This window comes from Caenimonas aquaedulcis (genome assembly GCF_015831345.1).
GTDB classification, from domain to species: Bacteria; Pseudomonadota; Gammaproteobacteria; order Burkholderiales; family Burkholderiaceae_C; genus Ramlibacter; species Ramlibacter aquaedulcis.
Genome location: NZ_JADWYS010000001.1, coordinates 3,040,886 through 3,057,789, shown reverse-complemented (window position 1 = coordinate 3,057,789; position 16,904 = coordinate 3,040,886). Strand labels below are relative to the sequence as shown.

Annotated in this window: 18 protein-coding genes; 5 read left to right on the top strand and 13 right to left on the bottom strand. The window is 68.0% G+C overall.

The window, feature by feature from the left end:
- Positions 1 to 13 precede the first annotated feature (13 nt).
- Positions 14 to 937 carry an alpha/beta fold hydrolase gene (locus I5803_RS14650; RefSeq protein WP_196987078.1) on the top strand — a complete coding sequence of 308 codons (924 nt, stop codon included), beginning with the start codon at positions 14 to 16 and terminating at the stop codon, positions 935 to 937.
- Entirely contained in the window at positions 934 to 2,559 is a 1,626-nt protein-coding gene (locus I5803_RS14645) for an FMN-binding glutamate synthase family protein (protein ID WP_196987077.1), read from the top strand. Before I5803_RS14650 ends, I5803_RS14645 begins: the two co-directional genes overlap by 4 nt.
- On the opposite strand, the gene I5803_RS14640 is transcribed toward I5803_RS14645, so the two are convergent.
- The 8 genes from I5803_RS14640 to argS all read right to left on the bottom strand — a co-directional run bounded on the left by I5803_RS14640 (position 2,540) and on the right by argS (position 10,295).
- Positions 2,540 to 2,965, bottom strand: coding sequence for a putative toxin-antitoxin system toxin component, PIN family (locus I5803_RS14640; protein WP_196987076.1), 426 nt, complete (start codon positions 2,963 to 2,965; stop codon positions 2,540 to 2,542). The genes I5803_RS14645 and I5803_RS14640 overlap by 20 nt on opposite strands.
- Positions 2,946 to 4,163 (bottom strand): THUMP domain-containing class I SAM-dependent RNA methyltransferase, encoded by a 1,218-nt coding sequence (locus tag I5803_RS14635; protein ID WP_196987075.1) that lies wholly within the window; start codon positions 4,161 to 4,163, stop codon positions 2,946 to 2,948. The genes I5803_RS14640 and I5803_RS14635 overlap by 20 nt, the downstream gene beginning before the upstream one ends.
- On the bottom strand, positions 4,160 to 5,722 hold the full coding sequence (locus I5803_RS14630) for an RNA polymerase factor sigma-54 (protein WP_196987074.1): 1,563 nt from the start codon (positions 5,720 to 5,722) through the stop codon (positions 4,160 to 4,162). Before I5803_RS14630 ends, I5803_RS14635 begins: the two co-directional genes overlap by 4 nt.
- Positions 5,723 to 5,743: 21 nt before the next feature.
- Positions 5,744 to 6,520 (bottom strand): LPS export ABC transporter ATP-binding protein, encoded by a 777-nt coding sequence (gene lptB / locus I5803_RS14625; protein WP_196988573.1) that lies wholly within the window; start codon positions 6,518 to 6,520, stop codon positions 5,744 to 5,746.
- Between the two features lie 8 nt (positions 6,521 to 6,528).
- Positions 6,529 to 7,140: a lipopolysaccharide transport periplasmic protein LptA gene (gene lptA, locus I5803_RS14620; protein WP_196987073.1), complete on the bottom strand. Its 612-nt coding sequence runs from the start codon at positions 7,138 to 7,140 to the stop codon at positions 6,529 to 6,531.
- A gap of 102 nt (positions 7,141 to 7,242) precedes the next feature.
- The gene (locus I5803_RS14615; protein ID WP_196987072.1) at positions 7,243 to 7,893 is read right to left on the bottom strand and encodes a thiol:disulfide interchange protein DsbA/DsbL; all 651 of its coding nucleotides are present in this window, start codon (positions 7,891 to 7,893) and stop codon (positions 7,243 to 7,245) included.
- An 18-nt stretch (positions 7,894 to 7,911) separates the two neighbouring features.
- Entirely contained in the window at positions 7,912 to 8,604 is a 693-nt protein-coding gene (locus I5803_RS14610) for an SPOR domain-containing protein (protein WP_196987071.1), read from the bottom strand.
- Positions 8,605 to 8,621: 17 nt separating this feature from the next.
- Entirely contained in the window at positions 8,622 to 10,295 is a 1,674-nt protein-coding gene (gene argS / locus I5803_RS14605; RefSeq protein ID WP_196987070.1) for an arginine--tRNA ligase, read from the bottom strand.
- A 115-nt stretch (positions 10,296 to 10,410) separates the two neighbouring features.
- Between argS and I5803_RS14600 the strand changes: the two genes are divergently transcribed.
- Both I5803_RS14600 and I5803_RS22440 read left to right on the top strand, forming a co-directional pair.
- Positions 10,411 to 10,626 carry a PsiF family protein gene (locus I5803_RS14600; protein ID WP_196987069.1) on the top strand — a complete coding sequence of 72 codons (216 nt, stop codon included), beginning with the start codon at positions 10,411 to 10,413 and terminating at the stop codon, positions 10,624 to 10,626.
- A 122-nt stretch (positions 10,627 to 10,748) separates the two neighbouring features.
- The gene (locus I5803_RS22440; protein WP_196987068.1) at positions 10,749 to 11,180 is read left to right on the top strand and encodes a hypothetical protein; all 432 of its coding nucleotides are present in this window, start codon (positions 10,749 to 10,751) and stop codon (positions 11,178 to 11,180) included.
- Positions 11,181 to 11,185: 5 nt separating this feature from the next.
- On the opposite strand, the gene I5803_RS14590 is transcribed toward I5803_RS22440, so the two are convergent.
- The 5 genes from I5803_RS14590 to I5803_RS14570 form a co-directional block, all read right to left on the bottom strand.
- The gene (locus I5803_RS14590) at positions 11,186 to 11,641 is read right to left on the bottom strand and encodes a DUF2214 family protein (protein ID WP_196987067.1); all 456 of its coding nucleotides are present in this window, start codon (positions 11,639 to 11,641) and stop codon (positions 11,186 to 11,188) included.
- A complete protein-coding gene (locus I5803_RS14585) occupies positions 11,638 to 12,558 on the bottom strand; it encodes a LysR family transcriptional regulator (protein ID WP_196987066.1) in 921 nt (306 codons plus the stop codon). The genes I5803_RS14590 and I5803_RS14585 overlap by 4 nt, the downstream gene beginning before the upstream one ends.
- On the bottom strand, positions 12,559 to 13,761 hold the full coding sequence (locus I5803_RS14580; RefSeq protein ID WP_196987065.1) for a CaiB/BaiF CoA transferase family protein: 1,203 nt from the start codon (positions 13,759 to 13,761) through the stop codon (positions 12,559 to 12,561).
- Positions 13,754 to 14,695: a hydroxymethylglutaryl-CoA lyase gene (locus I5803_RS14575; RefSeq protein WP_196987064.1), complete on the bottom strand. Its 942-nt coding sequence runs from the start codon at positions 14,693 to 14,695 to the stop codon at positions 13,754 to 13,756. Before I5803_RS14575 ends, I5803_RS14580 begins: the two co-directional genes overlap by 8 nt.
- 161 nt (positions 14,696 to 14,856) lie before the next feature.
- The gene (locus tag I5803_RS14570) at positions 14,857 to 15,810 is read right to left on the bottom strand and encodes a Bug family tripartite tricarboxylate transporter substrate binding protein (protein WP_196987063.1); all 954 of its coding nucleotides are present in this window, start codon (positions 15,808 to 15,810) and stop codon (positions 14,857 to 14,859) included.
- A gap of 103 nt (positions 15,811 to 15,913) precedes the next feature.
- On the opposite strand from I5803_RS14570, the gene I5803_RS14565 reads away from it, so the two are divergent.
- Complete coding sequence (locus I5803_RS14565; RefSeq protein WP_196987062.1) at positions 15,914 to 16,894, top strand: amidohydrolase family protein; 981 nt, start codon at positions 15,914 to 15,916, stop codon at positions 16,892 to 16,894.
- Positions 16,895 to 16,904: the final 10 nt, after the last annotated feature.

Genomic DNA, 16,904 nt, shown 5'->3' with positions numbered 1-16,904 from the left:
AGCATTCCGCGCGATGCAAGCTGATACGCCCTCCGCGGCCACCTGGTTTCCCGGGTTCGAGGTGCGCCGCTTCGGCGTGAACGGCACCGAGCTCTTCGTGCGCTATGGCGGCGTGCGCGGCAAGCCGGCGCTGCTCCTGCTGCACGGCTTCCCGCAGACGCACGCGATCTGGCACCGCATCGCGCGGGAGCTGGAAGACGATTTCTTCCTCGTCATGCCCGACCTGCGCGGCTACGGCGACTCGGCCAAGGCGCCAGGGCTCGAAGACCACAGCAATTACAGTAAGCGCGAGATGGGGCGCGACATGGTGGCATTGATGGAAGCCCTGGGCTTCGACCGCTTCATGCTGTGCGGGCACGACCGAGGTGGACGCGTTGCGCACCGCCTCGCGCTCGACCATCCGGCGTGCGTGCAGAAGCTGTGCGTGATCGACATCGCGCCGACGCTGGACATGTACGCGGCCACCGACATGGCGTTCGCGCGCGGCTACTACCACTGGTTCCACCTGATCCAGCCCGCGCCGCTGCCCGAAACCATGATCGGCGCCAACGCGCGGATGTACCTGCACGCGAAGCTCGGCGGCTGGGGCGCCGGCGGCCTGTCTTACCTCGAGCCGCAGGCGCTGGAGGAATACGAACGGTGCTTCTGCCGCGCCGAGTCGATCCACGCGGCGTGCGAGGACTACCGCGCGAGCGCGGGCATCGACCTCGACGACGACCGCGACAGCCGCGCGCGCGGCGAGAAGATCGCCTGCGACATGCTCGTGCTCTGGGGGCAGAAGGGACTCGTGGGCAGGATGTTCAAGCCCCTGGAGCTCTGGCAGGCACAGTGCAGCGGGCAGGTCGTCGGGGAAAGCATGCCGGCGGGCCACTTCATCCCCGAGGAATTGCCCTCCGACACGGCACGCGCGCTGCGCGCCTTTTTCACCCGGCCATGATCCGCACCTTCGCCAACCGCTACCCGACGCGCTACAGCGTACTGCTCGCCTGCATCGTCTGCCTCGTCGCGAGCGGCTGGTACCTCTGGCGGACGCACAGCGGCCTTGCGGTGGTGCTCACCTTTGCCGCGCTCGTGCTCGTGGGCCTGCGCGACATCCAGCAGTCGCGCCACGCCATCCTGCGCAACTATCCCGTCATCGGCCACCTGCGCTTCCTCTTCGAATACATGCGCCCGGAGATGCGGCAGTACTTCATCGAGAGCGATTCCGAGGCCGCGCCGTTCTCGCGCGCGCAGCGCTCCATCGTGTACCAGCGCGCCAAGGGCGAGCCCGACAACCGGCCCTTCGGCACGCAACTCGACGTCACGCGCCAGGGCTACGAGTGGATCAACCACTCGATGTTCCCGACGGTGCTGCCCTCGTCGGACTTTCGCATCACCATCGGCGAGCACACGGCGCAGCCCTACGAGTGCAGCATCTTCAACATCTCGGCGATGAGCTTCGGCTCGCTGTCGGCCAACGCGATCCTCGCGCTGAACCAGGGCGCCAAGCTCGGCAACTTCGCGCACGACACGGGCGAGGGCTCCATCTCCTCCTACCACCGGCAGCACGGCGGCGACCTGATCTGGGAGATCGGCTCGGGCTACTTCGGCTGCCGCGACGACCAGGGCCGCTTCAGCGAGGAACGCTTCGCCGCGAACGCGCGCGACCCGCAGGTGAAGATGATCGAGATCAAGCTGAGCCAGGGCGCCAAGCCCGGCCACGGCGGCATCCTGCCCGCGGCGAAAGTCACGAAGGAAATCGCGGCCGCGCGCGGCGTGCCGATGGGCGTGGACTGCGTGTCGCCGTCCTCGCACAGCGCTTTCACCACTCCGCTGGAGATGATGGCCTTCATCGTGCGGCTTCGCGAACTCTCGGGCGGCAAGCCCACCGGCTTCAAGCTGTGCATCGGCCATCCGTGGGAGTGGTTCGGCATCGTCAAGGCCATGATGCAGACCGGCATCACCCCCGACTTCATCGTGGTGGACGGTGCCGAAGGCGGCACGGGCGCCGCGCCGGTGGAGTTCAGCGACCACGTGGGCGCGCCCTTGCAGGAGGGGCTGCTGCTCGTCCACAACACGCTCACCGGCGTGAACCTGCGGGGTCGCATCCGGCTCGGCTGCGCAGGCAAGGTCGTCACCGCCTTCGACATCGCACGGATGATGGCCCTCGGCGCGGACTGGTGCAATTCGGCGCGCGGTTTCATGATGGCGCTCGGCTGCATCCAGGCGCAGACCTGCCACACCGGCAACTGCCCCACGGGCGTGACCACCCAGGACTCGCTGCGCGAACGCGCGCTCGATGTGACGGACAAAGCCCGACGCGTCTACAACTTCCAGCGCAGCACGCTGCTCGCGCTCAAGGAACTCGTGCAGGCCGCGGGCCTGAAGCACCCCAAGGACATCACCGCGCACCACATCGTGCGCCGCCTCACCGACACGGAAGTGCGCCTGCTCGCGAACCTGCTCACGCAGGTGGAACCGGGCTCCTTGCTGGACAAGGACCTCAGCACGCAGCACAACGTGTTCCGCATGTACTGGCCGATGGCGCAGGCGGAGCAGTTCAGCGCGCGGGTTCGCTGAGGGCTTCGGTCTTCCCCACGTGGCAGCCGAGCGCGGCCATGCGCTTTCTCATCGTCAACACCGCCGCGTCCTTGCTGAGGAGCGCGCAACGGTTCGCCACCGCGAGGTCGATGAACTTCTGGTCGTCGGGGTCGCTGCAGGTGACGCCGGCTTTCGCGGCGACATCGACGATGCGCGCGTGCCTGTCGAAACGCGAGAGCACGCCTGCTGCGTCCAGGCCGTAGAAAGCCAGGCGTGTCGCGAGATGGGGATACGCCAGCACGCGCTCCAGTTCGTCGCGCATCGACTGCGTTGCGACCCACTCGATCTCCCCTTCTTCCAGCGCCGCCGCCAGCGGCTTGGCGGCCGCGTCGTCGAAGACGAAGACGTCCAGGACGATGTTGGTGTCAAGAACCAGGGTTCGCATCTTTGCGCGCGGAGCCGCGGATCATGTCGAAACGGAACAGGCGGCATTCGATCGGCCCGTTCCACATCGGCACGCGACGCGACTCTTTCAGCCGCATGCGGGTGGGCAGCTTCAGGTCGGGCGTGAGCACCCACGCGGTCCAGCCGGAATAGTTCTTTTTCCAGTGCGAAGCGAGCTGGGCGAAGAAATCGCCGCCGTCCTCCGTCTCCGCGCGCTCGCGCCCGCCTTGCGACTTGCCCGCGACACCGGCCGTCTCGATCCGCTCGCCATACGGCGGGTTTACCAGCATCACGCCGGGCGTCTCGCTCGGCGGCATGCGCTGCAGGGCGTCGCCGCCGCGCAGCTGCACCGTGTCGGCCACGCCGCCGCGCTCCGCGTTGCGCTGCGCGAAGTCGACCATGCGAAACGCGACGTCGCTGCCGAACACCGGCACGGGCGACGGACGCTGCATCTCGCGCGCTTCTTCCCACAGCGCCTTCCACACATGCGCCTGGAAAGGCAGCAGGCGTTCGAAGCCGAAGCGCCGCAGGAAGCCCGGCGCGATGTTGCACGCGACCTGCGCGGCCTCGATCGCGATGGTGCCGCTGCCGCAGCACGGGTCGTACAGCGGCACGCTCGCGTCCCAGCCGCTCGCGGCGATCATCGCGGCGGCCAGCGTCTCCTTCAGCGGCGCCTCGCCCTTGTCCTCGCGCCAGCCGCGCTTGAAGAGCGGCTCGCCGGAGGTGTCGATGTAGAGCGTCGCGTGGTCGCTCGTCAGGTGCGCATACACGCGCACGTGCGGCCACTGCACGTCGACGCTCGGCCGCTCGCCGCTCTTGTGGCGGAAGCGGTCCGCCACGGCGTCCTTGATCTTGAGGCCCGCGAAGTTCAGGCTCTTGAGCGGGCTGTGCTGCGCGGTCACCTCCACCTTGAAGGTCTCGCGCGGCGTGAACCAGATTTCCCACGCGACGGCGGAGGCCGCCTCGTAGAGGTCCTGCTCGTTGCGATAGGGCGTGTGCGACAGCTGCACCAGCACGCGCTGCGCGAGACGGCTGTGCAGGTTCAGCCGCATCGCCTCGCGCCAGGACGCGCGCACCGACACGCCGCCGCGCCCCGTCAGCAGGTCGTCCCCGGCGAGGCCGGTGAGGCGGTGCACCTCGTCGGCGAGGAAGCCCTCGACGCCGGCGGCGCAGGGCAAAAACAGCTGGAGGGCGTTCAAAGGGCTTTTCTCAGGTTGGCGGGCGCGATGCGCAGCGCCTCGCGGTATTTCGCGACAGTGCGGCGCGCGCACTCGATGCCCTGCTCTTTCAGCATCTCGGAGATCTGGCTGTCCGACAACGGTTTCTTCACGCTCTCGGAGGCGACGAACTGTTTGATGAGCGCGCGCACCGCGGTGCTCGACGCGTTGCCACCCGTCTCGGTGCCGAGCGCCGAGCCGAAGAAATACTTCAGCTCGAAGGTGCCGTAGGGCGTCGCCATGTACTTGGCCGTGGTGACGCGGCTGATCGTGGATTCGTGCAGCCCGAGTTCGTCCGCGATCTCGCGCAGCACCAGCGGCCGCATCGCGAGCTCGCCGTGCACGAAGAAGTTCTTCTGCCGCTCGACGATGGCGTTGGACACGCGAAGGATGGTGTCGAAGCGCTGCTGGATGTTCTTGATGAACCAGCGCGCCTCCTGCAGGCGCTGCTGCAGCGCCTGGTGACCCTCGCCCTTGTGGGCCTTGAGCGCGCCCGCGTAGATGTCGTGCACGCGCAGCCGCGGCATCACGTCGGGATTGAGCTGCACGCGGAAGCGGAACTGCGGCGCGCGGCCCGTCTTGGTCACGAGCACGTCGGGGATCACGATGTTGCGCTCGACGTCCACGAAGCGGCGGCCGGGCTTGGGCTCCAGGCGCGTGATGAGGCCGATCGCGGCCTTCACCTGCGCCTCCGTGTCGCCGCACAGCTGCACGAGGCGCTTCACGTCGCGGCGCGCCAGCAGCTCCATCGGATGGCCGCAGATGCGCAGCGCCGTCTCGCAGGCGGGCGGCGCGGCGCCTGCGGCCAGGATCGCGCGCAGTTGCAGCGACAGGCATTCGCCCAGCGAGCGGGCGCCTACACCCGCCGGCTCCAGGTGGTGCAGCAGGTTCAGGGCGACCGTGAAGCGGTGGACGAGCTCTTCCTGCTGCTCCAGGTCCTGTGGCGCGAGGCTCGCGGCGAGCGACTCGATCGATTCGTCCAGATAGCCGTCGTCGTTGAGCGACTCGATGAGAAAGCGCAGCGCAAAGCGGTCCTCCTCGCACAGGCGCATGGACAGCGCCTGGCGGTGCAGGTGCGTCTGCAGCGACTCGTTGCCGCGCGCGAGGTCCGTGGCGTCGACGTCTTCGCCGCCCAGGTTGTTCTTGCGCGCCGGCGCGTCGCCGCCCCATTCGCCGTCGTCGGGAACGACCTCGGTGCTGCCGTCGCCGTCCCAGTCGTTCATTTCCGTGTCGGCGGTGGCGGTCGTCTCGCTGTCGGCGGAGCTGCTCGCGGCGGTCTCCGAAGAGGTGCCGGTGTAATCGGCGAATTCGGTTTCGCCCGCGCCGGACTCCTCGACGGCGGGCGCATCGGCCTGCGCCAGCCCGAACTCCTCGCGCGGCGCCTCTTCCTGCGTGACTTCCAGGAAGGGGTTGTCGTCGAGCATCTGCTCGACTTCCTGGGAGAGCTCGAGCGTGGAGAGCTGCAGCAGGCGGATCGACTGCTGGAGTTGGGGCGTCAGCGCGAGATGCTGCGAGACGCGGAGGGAAAGCCCTTGCTTCATGGAAGTAACCGAAGCGGAGAGCTACATCCGGAAGTGCTCGCCGAGATAGACGCGCCGCACGTCGGCGTTGTTGACGATCTCGGATGGCGTGCCCTGCGCGAGCACATGGCCGTCGCTGATGATGTACGCGTGGTCGCAGATGCCCAGCGTTTCGCGCACGTTGTGGTCGGTGATCAGAACGCCGATGCCGCGCGACTTGAGGAAGCCGATGATGCGCTGGATCTCGATCACCGCGATCGGGTCGATCCCCGCGAAGGGCTCGTCCAGCAGGATGAAGCGCGGCTGCGTCGCGAGGGCGCGCGCGATCTCCACGCGGCGCCGCTCGCCGCCGGACAGCGCGAGCGCCGGCGAATCGCGCAGATGGTCCACGCGCAGGTCCTGCAGGAGCGCGGTGAGGCGCTTGTCGATCTCGGCGCGCGTGAGCGGCTGGCCCGCGGCGTCGCGTTGCAGCTCCAGCACGGCGCGCACGTTCTCCGCCACGTTGAGCTTGCGGAAGATCGAAGCTTCCTGCGGCAGGTAGGACAGGCCCAGGCGCGAACGCCGGTGGATCGGCATGTGCTCGACGGACTTGCCATCGATCGAGATCTCGCCGGCGTCGGCGCGAACGAGGCCGACGATCATGTAGAACGAGGTCGTCTTGCCGGCGCCGTTGGGGCCGAGCAGCCCGACGACCTCGCCCTTGGCGACATCCAGCGACACGTCCTTCACGACCTTGCGGCTGCCGTAGGTCTTTTGCAGGTGGCGCGCCTGCAGGCGGCTGGGCCCCGTAGGCGGCGCGGCGGTCCGCGCGTCCGGCATCACGGCGCTCACTTGCGCGTCCCGTCGAAGGTGGTGCTGGGCCGCAGTTGGGCCGGCGGTTGCGCGGCCGGAGCCGCGGCGGCCGAGGCCCCCGGGCGCGGCGACAGCACCGCGCGCACCCGCCCGCCGACGGCGGCACTCGCAGGCCCGCCGTCGACGGTGAACACGTCGTTGCTGTTGTCGTAGACGATCAGGCTGCCGACCATCTCGTCGGCCAGCGCGGCGCCCCGATAGCGCCTCAACTCCGCGCGCTTGACGAACTTCACCTTGTCGGCCTTGCCGTCGTATTCGATGGTTTCACCCTCGCCCTCGATGAATTCGTCCACGCCCTCGCGCTTCTGGCGGTAGTAGGCGAGCTTGCCGGGCTCGGACGTGACGACGCCGTACTGGTAGCCCTCCGCGTCCTGGCGCACGTCGATGCGGGCGCCCCGGATCACGAGCGTGCCCTTGGTCGCCACCACGCGGCCCGTAAAGACGCTGGTCTGCTTGAGGTCGTCGTAGCGCAGGGCGTCGGCCTCGATGTTCATGGGCTTGGCCTTGTCCGCCTTCTCGGCGCGGGCGGTGCCACCGCCAAGAGCCAGGGCCAGGGCGAGCAGGAGGGGGACGTAGGGTTGTTTCATAGAGGCATGAATCTTGCTGGCATTGTATCGGGCCCGGTTGGCGGACCCAAGCAAAAAGCCCGCATGGCGGGCTTTTTGCTTGGGCTTTTGCTGACGAGGGAGTTACCTGGCCTTGCGCGACTCGGCAATGAGGTAGTCCACGACCTGGAGCGCGCGGTCCATGTTCTGCGCGAGGTCGCCATCGGTGTAGTACCGGCCGGCCACGCCCAGCGCCGGGACGGCCGCGACCTTGTAGGCATCCGCCAGCTCGATCGCGCGGCGCACCTTGCCGGTGACGCCGAAGGAGCCGTAGATTTCCTGGAAGCGCGCCTTGTCCAGCCCCTGCTTGCCCGCCCATTCGAGGATGAACGCCGGCTGGTGCACGGGCACGTGCTCGGTATGGATGGAATTGAAGACCTTGCCGTGCAGGTCGAGGCGGTTCATCGCTTCGAGCGTGTAGTAGAGGCGCTGCTGGAACACCATCTCCTCGCGGAAGGCCACCGGGACGCGCTTCACCACCACGTCGTCCGGAAGCTTCTTCATCCACGCCACCAGCGAGGGTTCGAAGGCGTTGCAGTGCGGGCAGTTGTACCAGAAGAAGTCGACGACCTCGATCTTGCCGGGGGGCGCGTCCACGTTCACGCGCTTGGCCAGCGTGAGGTATTCCGATCCATCGTCCGGCCTGCGGGCCTGGCCGAACACGGCGCCGGGCAGGCCCAGCGCCATGGCAGCCGCCATGCAGGCGGCGCCTTGCGAAAACTCGCGTCGATTCATGTCGCTCTTTCCTTCCTGTCAGCGCTGCACGCGCACCAGCGCCGTCTCGACACCGCCGGATTCCAGCTTTTCCTTCTGGCGGTCGGCGTCTTCCTTCCTGTCGTAGGGGCCGACGCGCACGCGGAACACCTGGCGGCCGGCCTGCTCGCGCTCGGTCACCTTGGCCTCGATGCCCATGAGCGACAGCTTGGCGCGCTGCGCCTCCGCGTCCTCCGCGGTGCGGAAGGCGCCGGCCTGGACGAAATAGAAGAACGGGTCGCCGCCGGCGACGGCCGTGCGCGACGCGGCCAGGTCGCCCAGCGGATCGGCACTCTTCGCCTGCGGCGCCGGGGCGCTTGCGGCGCGCGCGATGCTCGCCGCACGGGCGGGCGCGGACGCAGCAGGCGAGCTGCCCGGGCCGGGAATGGTCGCCACCGGCACCGCCGGGGCCACCGCGCCGGGCGTGACGACGGTGGGCGCCGGCGCCGGGACGCCGGGCGCGGGCGCGAGCGGCTTGGCGGGGTTCTTGCCGTACAACGGCGCGTTCGGGTCCCAGTCGCGGTTCTTGCGCATTTCCGCGGCGTCCTGCTCCGCGGTGCGGCTCTGCCCCTTGTTCAGGAAGGGCACGGGCACCTTGGTGACGTACACCGCCACGGCGAGGGCCGCGGCGAGCCCGAGGACCACGCCGATGATGATGCCGACGATGACGTTGCCGCGTTGTTGGGTCTTCACTGTGGGTTTCCTGGCGCTTACATTTTTTGCGGAGCGCTCACGCCGAGCACCGCCAAACCATTGTGCAACACCTGCGCGCAGGCAGCCACGAGCGCGAGGCGCGCGCGCTTGACGGGCTCGTCGTCCACGAGGATGCGTTCGGCGTCGTAGTAGCTGTGGTAGGCCGACGCAAGTTCGCGCAGGTAGAAGGTGACGTCGTGCGGCGCGAAGTCGGCCGCGGCCCCGGCGAGCATGTCCGGGTACTTCGCGAGCTGCAGCATCAGCGCCTGCGCCTGGGGGCTTTGCAGCGGCGACAGGTCGGCGTTCTTCAGCGATGCGACGTCGCCGCCCCACGCGGCCAGCACCGAGCAGATGCGGGCATGCGCGTACTGCACGTAGTACACGGGGTTGTCGTTGCTCCTGGAGACCGCGAGGTCCACGTCGAAGGTGTATTCGGTGTCGGCCTTGCGCGACGCGAGGAAGAAGCGCACCGCGTCCTTGCTCGTCCACTCGATGAGGTCGCGCAAGGTGACATAGCCGCCGGAGCGCTTGGAGATCTTCACCTCCTCGCCTCCCTTCATCACGCGCACCATCGTGTGCAGCACGTAGTCGGGATAGCCGGGCGGAATGCCGACGCCCGCGGCCTGCAGCCCGGCGCGCACGCGCGCGATGGTGCCGTGGTGGTCGGTGCCCTGGATGTTCACGACCTTGGAGAATCCCCGCTCCCACTTGCCCACGTGATAGGCGACGTCGGGCACGAAGTAGGTGTAGGTGCCGTCGGACTTGCGCATCACGCGGTCCTTGTCGTCCCCGAAGTCGGTGGACTTCAGCCACAGTGCGCCGTCCTGCTCGTAGGTCTTGCCGGAGGCCTGCAGCTGCTTCACGGTCTGCTCGACCTTGCCCGTGCTGTACAGGCTCGACTCGAGGAAGTAGTTGTCGAACTTCACGTCGAAGGCCTGCAGGTCGAGGTCCTGCTCGTGGCGCAGGTAGGCGACGGCGAACATGCGGATGCTGTCGATATCGTCCACGCTACCCGACGCGGTGAATTCGCGGTCGTCCGCGTGCACCGTCTTCTTCGCGAGGAAGTCGTTCGCGATGTCGGCGATGTATTCGCCGTTGTACGCGTTCTCCGGCCACTGCGGATCGCCGGGCTTGACGCCCTTCGCGCGCAGTTGCGTCGACGTGGCCAGCGTGGCGATCTGCACGCCCGCGTCGTTGTAATAGAACTCCCGCCACACCGCCCAGCCCTGCGTCGCGTAGAGGTGGCAAATCGCATCGCCGAGCGCGGCCTGGCGGCCGTGACCGAGGTGCAGCGGCCCCGTGGGGTTGGCCGACACGAACTCGACCATCATTTTCTTGCCGTTGGCGGGCTTCGTGCCGTAGGACGGGCCTTCCGAAAGCACCTCGCCCACGACCTGCTGCTTCGCCTCGGGCTTCAGCCGGATGTTGAGGAAGCCCGGGCCTGCGATCTCCACCGCATCGACCCAGCGCTGGAATGCGGGCGCCTCGAGCAGCAGCGCGCGCAGCGCCTCGGCGACCTGGCGCGGGTTCTGTTTGAGCGGCTTGGCGAGCTGCATCGCCGCCGTGCACGCGAAGTCGCCGTGCGCGGCCGCCTTGGGGGATTCGAAAGCCGCCTTGTCGCCCGCACCGGGCAACAGCTTGTCGAGCCCGGCAGCGAGGCCGCCGAGCAATTCTTGTTTGACCTGGAGCATTGTGAGATTTTACCGGGCGCACATTTGCAGGCCCGGCGCCGTCATCGAATGGATGAGCAGCGGCGTTGATCTGGCGTCCCGCACCGGGATATCTCAACACACAAGGAAAAATGCCATGAAGAAGCAGTACTCGATGATCGCCCTGTCCCTCGCCCTCTTCGCCGGCAGCGCGCTAGCCGCGAAAGACGCAGGCACCACTGCTTCGGGCGCGGCGCCCAAGGCCAGGCAAACCACCAAGATGGGCACGTGCAGCAAGGAGGCGAAGGCCAAGGGACTGCACAAGGCGGAGCGCAAGGAATTCATGAGCTCGTGCCTCAAGGCCAAGGCCTGACACCGCCTCCACGATGCGTGCGGGAGCCCGCTTCGGCGGGCTCTTCCGCTTGTTCGGGGCGTCCGGGTGTGCTGGAATGTCAGTGGCTACTGCGTTCCAACATTCCATCAAGAGGTACCCCCATGAAGAAACTCCTGTCCCTGCTGGCCCTCGGCGTCGCCCTCTCCTTCGGCACGGCCCATGCGGCCAGCCACGCCGGCGCGCCCATGGCATCCGGCGGCTCGGGCTGCGATGCGCAAGCCGCCGACAAGAAGCTGTCCGGCGCGGCCAAGACCAGTTTCCTGAAGAAGTGCGAGGCCGATTCCAGCCCCACCGCGGTCTGCGAAAAGAACGCCGCCGACAAGAAGCTCGCGGGCGCGGCGAAGAACAGCTTCGTCAAGAAATGCGTCACCGACACCGCCGGCCCCGCAGCCGGCTGCGAGAAGTCCGCCGCGGACAAGAAGCTCGCCGGCGCCGCCAGGACCAGCCACATCAAGAAGTGCATGGAAGACAGCAAGGCGGCCGACGCCAAGCCCATGGCCGAGGCGAAGCCCGCCGCTTCCGCGAAGAAGTAAGCGCGCTACTTGCCGCCGAAGCCGCGCGCGAGGAACACCGCCGCGAGCGGAATCAGCGCGATGAGGTGCGCCTGCACCATGACCCACTTGCGGGCGGTGCGCACTTCGGCTTCCGGCGGCAGGTCGCCTGTGGCGCGAAGCGTTTTGCGCCAGCGCGAATACATCATCGTCGGCTTGATCGACACCAGCCCCACCACGACGAACAGCGTGAGCTTCAGGTGCAGCAGCGGGTTGGTCCAGTACCAGCCCACGCCCTTCATGCCCCAGTACGTACGGGCGATCCCGGTGAGCAGCACGACGCCCGCGGCGATGCCATAGATCATGTCCACGCGCCCCAAGCGCTCCACCACCTGGGCGTTCATCCATTCGGGCCGGCAGAGCGCGGCCTCGCTGGAGATGAACACGACCAGCGTGAGGATCGCGAGCAGGTGCGCGTAGGCCAGCAGGGCTTCGAGTGTCATGGTGTGTTCCAGTAGGCCGCCTGGCTGTAATGGTGTTTGAGGAAGTCGATCCACAGACGCACGCGCAGCGGCAGGTGCTTGCGCTGCGGGAACACCGCGTAGATGCCGTTGGCCGGCGCGGCAAATTCGGCGAGCACTTCGATGAGGCGGCCCGCGCCGATCTCCGACTCCACCTCCCACGTGCTGCGCCACGCGATGCCGAAACCCGCCAGGCACCAGTCGTGCAGCACCTGCCCGTCCGAGCAATCGAGCGGGCCGCCGGGCTTCAGGTACACCACTTCGTCGCCACTCGCGGTGGGCACGCGAAACGCCCAGCCGCGCGTCTGCGACGCGTCGCTCGAGAGCGTGAGGCAATCGTGCTTCACCAGCTCGTTCGGATGCCTGGGCGTGCCGTGTTCCTCGAGATACCCCGGCGTGGCCACGCACAGCCGCCGGTTGTCGGCCATGCGCACGCTCACGAGCGAGGAGTCCGGCAGGTCACCGACGCGCACCGCGCAATCGAAGCCCTCGCCCGCGAGATCGACCACGCGGTCGCTGAGGTTCAGCGAGATCGTGACGTCCTGGTGCAGCGCGCGAAATTGCGGCACGAGCGGCGCCACATGCCGCCGCCCGAAGCCCGCGGGTGCGGTGATGCGCAGGTGGCCGCTCGCCTTCACCCCGCCGGCGCTGACACTCGCCTCCGCATTGGCAAGATCGGCGAGCAGCCGCTGGCAATCTTCCAGGAAGGCGCTGCCTTCATGCGTGAGCGTGATGCGCCGCGTGGTGCGCACGAGCAGCTTCACGCCCAGCCGCTCCTCCAGCGCGTCCAGTCGGCGGCCCATGATGGCGGGCGCGACGCCCTCGGCCTTCGCGGCCGCCGTCAGGCTGCCGCGGGTCGCGACGGACACGAAGGATTCCAGCTGCTTGAGCTTGTCCATTCAGTCCCCGGCGACGGCTTTTCGCGCCAGCAGGGCCTCGATCTGCTCATTGCTGTAACCCGCCTCGAGCAGCAGGGCCCGCGTGTGCTGGCCGAGGCGCGGGGCGCCGCTGCGCACGCCGGGCCGTTCGCCGCCGAGCGTCAGGGGCAGCAAGGGCACGCGCGTTTCGCGCCCGTCGGGCAAGGTGAGCGGCGCCAGTCCGCCGGTGGCGTTGAGGTGCGGATCGTCGAAAAGGTCCTGCGGCCGCGTGATGGGCGCGAAGGGAAGCCCGTGCTTCTCGAACACGGCGCTCAGTTCCGCAGCGTTGTGGTCGGCCAGTGCGGAGCGCAGCATCGGGACCAGCCATTCGCGCGCACGGACGCGGTCGTTGTTGGTGACCAGGCGCGGGTCGGCCTTCAGGTCGCCGAAGCCGAACGCGTCGCAGAAGATCGCCCACTGCGTGTCGCTCACCACGGCGAGGAACACCTGCTCGCCGTCCTTCACGGTGAATACGTCGTAGATGGCCCATGCCGAGATGCGCCCGGGCATCGGCGCCGCGGGCTGGCCGGTCACCGCGAACTGCATCATGTGCTGCGCGACGAGGAACACGTTGTTCTCGAAGAGCGCGCTTTGCACCTCCTGGCCGCGGCCGGTCTTTTCGCGCTGCGCCAGCGCAGCCATCGCGCCGATGGCGCCGAACATGCCGCCCATGATGTCGTTCACGCTGGCGCCCGCGCGCAGCGGATCGCCCGGGCGGCCGGTCATGTACGCGAGCCCGCCCATCATCTGCACCACCTCGTCGAGCGCGGTGCGGTGGTCGTAGGGGCCGGGCAGGAAGCCCTTGTGGCTCACGTAGATCAGGCGCTCGTTGAGCTTCGACAGGCTGGCGTAGTCGAGCCCCAGCTTCTTCATCGTCGCGGGCTTGAAGTTCTCGCTCACGATGTCGGCCGTGGCGATCAGCCGCAACGCCGCTTCCCGTCCCTCGGTCGACTGCAGGTCGAGCGCGATGCTCTTCTTGTTGCGGTTGAAAAGCGGATAGAAGCCCGAGCCCGAGCCGAGCAGCTTGCGGGTGTTGTCGCCGGCGATCGGCTCGATCTTGATCACTTCCGCGCCGAGGTCCGCGAGCACCATGCCGCAGGTCGGCCCCATCACCATGTGGGTGAACTCGACGACGCGGATGCCTTCGTAGGGCAGTTGTTTTTCAGGCCGGTTCTGGTCAGTCATGCGCCGCTCCCTGCGCGAAACCCTTGGGGAGTCCGGCTTCGGGCGTCATGCCGTACACGGGCTCGCCGGGCAGGCCGGCCTTGAGCGGCTCGCGCGCGGCGAGCAGCTTGGCGATGTCGACACCGGTACGCACGCCCATCGCTTCGAACATGAAGACGAGGTCCTCCGTCACGACATTGCCCGAGGCGCCCGGCGCGTAGGGGCAGCCGCCGAGGCCCCCGAGCGAGGCATCGAAGGTGCGCACGCCCACGTCGTAGGCGGCAAGGCAATTCGCGAGGCCCAGCCCGCGCGTGTTGTGCATGTGGGCGGCGCCGGTCTTGTCGCCGATCGCGGCGCGCACCTTGTTGAAGAGCCGCCGCACCTGCGCCGGGTTCGCCATCCCCGTCGTGTCGGACAAGCCGGATTCGTCCACGCCGGCCTCGACGACCTGGGTCGCGAGCCACACGACTTCGTCTTCCGGCACCTCGCCCTGGATGGTGCAGCCGAACGCCGTGGACAGGCCCGCCTCGATCTTCACGTTCGGCGCGATGTCGTTGCGAAGCGCGACGATGCTGCGCACTTCGGCGACCATGTCCTCGCGCGTCTTGCGTACGTTGGCCAGCGAGTGCGCCGCGCTCGCGGACACGGGGATGGTGAGTTTGTGCACGCCCGCCTCGATCGCGGCCTTCGCGCCGCGCAGGTTCGGCACGAGCGCCATCACGGTCAGGCCGGGCAGCGTGAGCGCATGCCGCACCAGCGCCGCGGTGTCGGCGAGTTGCGGCAGGAGCGAGGCCGGGACGAAAGACCCGACCTCGATTTCGCGCAGGCTGGCCGCGTGCAACGCGTCGAGCCAGCGGATCTTGTCGGCCGTGGCCATGGTGCGCGCGACCGATTGCAGGCCGTCGCGGGGGCCGACCTCGCTGATGAGGACGTCGGGTGGGGGTGTGGGAGACATTTTTGAACGCAGAGGACGCAAAGGATTCGCAGAGGGCGCAAAGGAATTCTGGATCGGAACAGGGAAGCTGGACCCCTCCCCCCTGCATTCTGATTGACTTTCCCCTGTGTTCTCTGCGAATCCTTTGCGTCCTCTGCGTTCAAGAACCGGATGCGGCCCCGTTACTCAGCCTTGAACCCCGATGCCTTGATCGGCGCCTCCCAGCGCTTCAGGTGCGCCGCCTGGATCGATGCCAGCTCCGCCGGCCCCGCGTGCGCGGGCACGAGGCCGAAGGAATAGATCTTCTCCTGCACCTCAGGCGAACGGAGCGCCTCGGCCACCGCACGGTCGATCCGCATCACCTGCTCGTTCCCCATGCCCGCCGGGCCATACAGGCCGAAGAACGCGTCCGCCGTCATGTTGATCCCCTGCTCCTTGAGCGTGGGCACGTCCGGCAGGGCTTTCGAGCGCGCCTCGCCCGTGACCGCGAGGATGCGCACCTTGCCGGACTTGTGGTGTTCGATCGTCTCCGACGCGGTGTCCACCATCAGCGGCACCTGCCCGCCGATCAGGTCCTGCGCCGCCGGCGCGCCGCCGCGGTAGGCGACGTGTGTGAGCGTCACCCCGGCCGCCTGCCCGAGCAGCTGGCCCGCGAAGTGCGGCACCGTGCCGGCGCCGGATGTCGCGTAGTTCGCCTTGGCCGGATTGGCCTTCATCCACGCCAGCACCGCCTTCAGGTCGCCGGCGGGAGCGCCCGGCCCGGCGGTCACCGCGAAATCGAAGGTGCTCACGAGCGCGATCGGCGTGAAGTCCTTGATCGTGTCGTAGCCCAGGTTCGAATAGAGCCACGGCTGGATCACCAGGGCGCCGCTGGGCGAGAGGATCAGGGTCAGGCCGTCGGGCGCGGAGCGCTTCACCTCCTGCAGCGCCACGCGGCCGCCCGCGCCGGGCTTGTTGTCGATGATCACGTTCTGGTTCAGCGAGGTGCGCATCTTCTCGGCCATCAGCCGCGCGATCACGTCGGCGGAACCGCCGGGCGGAAAGCCCACGAGGATCTTGATCGTGCGCTCCTGCGCCATGGCGAGGGGCGCGGCGAACGAGGCGGCGGCGAGTGCGGAGAATTGGCGGCGTTTCATGGTCTGTCCTTCGGTTAGCGGTTAAATTTATCGGGGTCGCGCAGGCAGCACCATCCGGGTGCACCCCTAGCCACATCCAAAGCATTACCAGGAGACAAGACCCATGACCGTCATCGACGTGCACACGCACATGTTCACCACGAAGTGGCTCGAGCTGCTCAAGCAGAAAGGCGGCATGTACAACATCCAGACCCGTCCCGACGGCCAGCAGGAGATCTTCCGCGGCAACACGCCGGTGGTGCTGCCGCAAAAGGGCCACTTCAACTGGGAGCTGCGCATCGAGCACATGGACAAGGCGGGCATCGACGTCTCCGTCGTCTCGCTCACCTGCCCCAACGTGTACTGGGGCGGCGAGGAGGTGAGCTGCCAGGCCGCGCGCGAAGCGAACGACAACGTGGCGGAGGCGCAAGGCCGCTACCCGGACCGCATCCGCTGGTTCGCTTCGCTGCCCTGGGAGTATCCGCAGCGCGCGGTGGAAGAACTCGAGCGCAGCTGCGCGAAGGGCGCGGTCGGCGTGATGGTGCTGGCCAACGTCGCGGGCAAGAGCCTGACGGATCCGATGTTCGCGCCGGTCTGGGCGGCCATCGACAAGCGCGCGCTGCCGGTGCTCGTGCACCCCACGGACCCGCCCGGCGTGGACATGATGGACATGACCAAGTTCGACCTGAGCTGGTCAGTCGGCTTCATGTTCGACACCACGCTCGCGATCACGCGGATGATCTTCGAGGGGTTCTTCGACCAGTACCCAAACATGAAGGTGATCGCGTCGCACGGCGGGGGCACGCTGCCCTACCTCGTGGGCCGCTTCGAAAAGGGCGACGAGGTCGAACTCGCGTCGCGCCGCCAGATGAAACGCAAGCCCACGGACTACCTGCGCCACATCTACTACGACAGCATCACCTACGACGTGCGCTCGCTGAAGTACCTCATCGAGATCGTCGGCGACGACCACGTCATGTTCGGCACGGATTGGCCGCACTGGGTGCACGACACCAAGGGCGCGTTCGCGAATACGGCGCAGCTGGGGCACGCATCGATGAAGAAGGTCCGCAGCGCCAATGCGCAGCGCGTGTTCGAGTTCTAGTCCGCACATT